Source organism: Plantactinospora sonchi (assembly GCF_036422035.1).
Taxonomy (GTDB): Bacteria; Actinomycetota; Actinomycetes; order Mycobacteriales; family Micromonosporaceae; genus Plantactinospora; species Plantactinospora sonchi.
Map to the genome: position 1 here is coordinate 1 of NZ_JAZGQK010000052.1, position 3,843 is coordinate 3,843.

3 protein-coding genes are annotated in these 3,843 nt (G+C 70.8%); all 3 read right to left on the minus strand.

Annotated features, from left to right (window positions below; translation table 11 throughout):
- Nucleotides 1-191 precede the first annotated feature (191 nt).
- From V1633_RS36825 to V1633_RS36835, 3 genes are read right to left on the minus strand one after another with little or no spacing between them, the layout of a single operon-like run.
- Nucleotides 192-1,577 carry an ROK family transcriptional regulator gene (locus V1633_RS36825; RefSeq protein ID WP_331218819.1) on the minus strand — a complete coding sequence of 462 codons (1,386 nt, stop codon included), beginning with the start codon at nucleotides 1,575-1,577 and terminating at the stop codon, nucleotides 192-194.
- 8 nt (nucleotides 1,578-1,585) lie between these two features.
- Nucleotides 1,586-2,848, minus strand: coding sequence for a sugar ABC transporter permease (locus V1633_RS36830; RefSeq protein WP_331218820.1), 1,263 nt, complete (start codon nucleotides 2,846-2,848; stop codon nucleotides 1,586-1,588).
- The gene (locus V1633_RS36835) at nucleotides 2,845-3,714 is read right to left on the minus strand and encodes an ATP-binding cassette domain-containing protein (RefSeq protein ID WP_331218821.1); all 870 of its coding nucleotides are present in this window, start codon (nucleotides 3,712-3,714) and stop codon (nucleotides 2,845-2,847) included. Before V1633_RS36835 ends, V1633_RS36830 begins: the two co-directional genes overlap by 4 nt.
- Nucleotides 3,715-3,843: the final 129 nt, after the last annotated feature.

Genomic DNA, 3,843 nt, shown 5'->3' on the forward strand with positions numbered 1-3,843 from the left:
ACAGGGTTCAATGACATCGCGGGCTCTTGACTGGCTTGGGTGTAGGAACCGTTTGCCTATCAAGAGCCCGCGACCATACCCAGCCGCCACGCCGGAACCAACCAGCCTCCTACCACCTCACCGACAACCAGGTTCAGAAACAGGCTCTATACAAAAAGCGATAGGAAGGGGCCCTTCCTCACACCTGGGTTTCAGCCGAGGGGGTCGGCGAGGAGGTGTTCGAAGGCGAGTTCGGCGGCACCGACCAACGCGGCGTCGTCGCCGAGCTGCGGGGTACGGAGTCGTACCTGTTCCCGGGGTGCCGGCAGGGCCATCGAGTTGAGTCGGCTGCGTACCCGGGCGGCGGCGGCCAGGTAGACGTCCCGGAGGGTGCCGCCGAAGATGACCACGCCGGGGTTGAAGACGTTCACCAGGTTCGCCACCCCGAACCCGAGCCAGTCGCCGACCTGTCGGACCGCCGCCTGCGCGTTCGCGTCCCCCCGGGCCGCCGCGTCGATCACCCGGCCGACCGCGTCCCGGCCGACGGCGTCCCCCCGACCGGCCGCCTGGAGCAGGGCGTACTCGCCGATCTCGGTCTCCCAGCAGCCGTACGCGCCGCAGCGGCAGGGCCGGCCGCCGGGCTGGACCACCATGTGGCCGACCTCGCCGGCGTACCCGCCCTGGCCGGTCAGCCGGCGGCCACCGACGATGATTCCGGCGTCGATGCCGACGTCCCGGTGCAGGAAGATGACGTTGTCGTAGCCGGCGGCCGCGCCCCGGACGTGTTCGGCGACGGCGCTCGCGTCGGCGGCGTTGCTGATCCGGACCGGCCGGTCGGCGGAGAGGGCTTCGCCGAGTACGACCTCCAGCGGTGGCAGTTCCGTCCCGTCGGCGCGGAGACCCTCCTGGTCCGGCTGACGCGGTCCGGGTACGGCACCGGGGCGGGTCGGACAGCCGCCTTCCGGTTGGTGCGGCACCGGTCCGGGTTGGTGCGGCACCGGTCCGGCGGTTGTCGGCTGAGGCGGCCGGGCGTGGTCGGGGTCGGCGGAACCGGCCCGGTCGGCACGGGTCGCGCCGGTCCGGTCGGCGTGGGCCGGACCGGTGCGGCGGTCCGGCAGCGGGTCCGCCGGCTGGCGGAGCCGACCGCCGACCGCCACACCGCTGCCCACATGGACCGAGCCGTCGGCGACCGTCTGGTGCATCTCCTTCATGAAACCGGTCAGCACCGGCAGACTCTCCGCCGCGAGCAGGCCCGGTGGCCGGTCCGCCTGCCGCCGGTCGAGTACCACGCCGCCCAGCCCGATCCGGGCCGCCCGCAACCGGTCCACCTCGATGCTGTACGCGTACGCGAAGACCCGGGCCGACTCGGGCCGGACGACCAGTGACGGTCGTCCGGCCCGGCCGGTCTCCCGGGGGGCCCGCTCACTGACCAGGCCGGCGGCGGCGAGTTCGGCGGTGAGCGCGCCGATGGTGCTCCGGTTCAGGCCGAGCGCGGTGGTCAGCTCCGCGCGGGAGGTGGCGCCGTGGACGTGGACGTACCGCAGCAGGGCGCCGAGATTCTGCCGTCGAATCTCCTCCTGGCTCGGCCCCGCGCGCATCGTTCCCCTTATCGGTTACCGGTCGCGGCGGCTCGGCGTCGGGACAACGCGTCGACGCTGGCGGCGGCGAGCAGGACCAGGCCGGTGAAGACGAACTTGACCCCGGAGCTGACGTTCATCAGAGCCATGCCGTTGTCGATGACCGCGATCACCGCACCACCGAGTACCGCGTCCAGCACCCGTCCCTTGCCTCCGAACAGGCTTGTGCCACCGATCACCGCCGCGCCGACAGCGTAGAGCAGCACGTTGCTTCCGCCGGTGTTGGCATCGACCGAGCCACCCCGGCTGGCCGCGATGATGCCGCCGACCGCGGCCATCGAGGAGCAGATGACAAACACCGAGATACGGATCCGGTCCACGTTGATGCCGGCCCGCCGGGCCGCCTCGCGGTTGCCGCCGACGGCGTAGATGTGCCGGCCGTACGCGGTCCGGTTCAGTACGAACGTCCAGATGACGAGCAGCAGGATGATGACGGGTACGACGATCGGTACGCCCTTGAGCGAGATGAGCCGGTTGTGGCCGCGTTCCAGGTTGAGGATGTGTACGGCGATCCCGGCGATCAGCGCCAGTCCACCGATCCGCCCCAGTACGATCGCGAGCGGCTCGGCGGCCAGGCCGCGTGCCGAGCGGTTGCGGTAGCGGAGCATCTGCACCAGCGCGTAGCCGCCGATCCCGACCGCCGCCATGCTCCAGCCGAGCCAGACCGGCATGTTGCGGATCTCGATGGCCCGGATCACCTCGTCGTGCACCGAGACGTTGGTGCCGCCCTTGATGAGCAGCAGGACGACGCCCTGGAAGCCGAGGAAGGCGGCCAGCGTGACCACGAAGGACGGGATGCCGACCTTCGCCACCAGGATGCCGAGGACGAGGCCGATCACCACACCGGTGACGATCGCGGCGAGCACGGCGACGTACCAGGGGTAGCCGCGCAGCGTGACGAGTTGGGCGAGCACGGCGGCGCAGACCCCGCTGGCGTAGCCGGCCGAGAGGTCGATCTCGCCGAGCAGCAGGACGAAGACCAGGCCCATGGCGATCACCGTGACGGCGGCGCCCTGGGTGAAGAGGTTGGCGAAGTTGCCCTCGGTGAAGAAGTTGTCGTGCAGGGTGGAGAAGACCAGGCAGAGCACGAGCAACCCGAGTACGGCCGGCAGGGCGCCCATGTCGCCACCGCGTACCCGGGCCAGGTAGTCCCGGATGTGGCCGCCGACCGTGGGTACCGGGGCGGCCGGCGCGTCGGCCGGCTTCGCCCCGATCGTGGTGGGGGTGCTCATCTGTCGGCTCCTGCGGTCGTCGCGGTGGGAGGGGTGTCGTCCGGGCCGGCGCCGCTGCCGTCGCCCGTGCTGTCGGCACCGCCGTTGGTGCCGTTACCGTTGCCGTTCTCTCCGGCGAGGCCGAGGCCGCCGCTGCGGCCGGCGGTGATCAGCTCGACCACCTGGGCGTGGGTGACCTCGCTGGTCCGTAGTTGGGCGACCATCTGTCCGAGGTAGAGCATGGCGATCTGGTCGGAGACGGCGAAGACGTCGTTCATGTTGTGCGAGATGAGCAGTACCGCGAGCCCGTTGTCGGCGAGCCGGCGGACCAGTTCGAGGACCTGGGCGGTCTGTGCGACGCCGAGCGCGGCGGTCGGTTCGTCGAGGATGACGACCCGGCTGTTCCAGAGCACCGCCTTGGCGATCGCGACGGTCTGGCGCTGTCCGCCGGAGAGGCTGGAGACGTGCTGGCGCAGGGACTTCACGGTACGGACGGAGAGTCCGGCCAGGGTCTCGGCGGCCATCTGCTCCATGGTCGGCTCGTCCAGGACCAGGCCGCTGCGCTTCTCCCGGCCGAGGAACATGTTCTGCACGATGTCGAGGTTGTCGCAGAGCGCGAGGTCCTGGTAGACGACCTCGATGCCGAGGGCGGCGGCGTCCCGGGGGTTGTTGATGTGCACTGGCCGACCGTCGAAGACCACCTCACCGCCATCCGTGGGGTGGATGCCGCTGATGCATTTGACCAGGGTGGACTTGCCGGCGCCGTTGTCGCCGACGAGCGCGGTCACCTCTCCCGCGTTGACGGAGAGGTCGACGTCGCGCAGGACCTGTACGGGACCGAAACTCTTGTCGATCCCGCGCAGTTCCAGCAGGGGTGTCGCGGACACGGTGGGTCTCCTTCACAAGGGGTGTCCGATCGCGGGTCCGGTCAGGGGTCCGGTCGGTCGCGGGTCCTCCGTCGACGGCCGGTCGATCGTGGGTCCGATCGCGGCCTGCGGATTCCGGGACGAGCGGCG

What these genes read in the sequence shown, in the direction of transcription:
- V1633_RS36830 (WP_331218820.1), bottom strand. Translation starts at nt 2,848, where the DNA reads ATGAGCACCCCCACCACGATCGGGGCGAAGCCGGCCGACGCGCCGGCC.
- V1633_RS36825 (WP_331218819.1), bottom strand. Translation starts at nt 1,577, where the DNA reads ATGCGCGCGGGGCCGAGCCAGGAGGAGATTCGACGGCAGAATCTCGGC.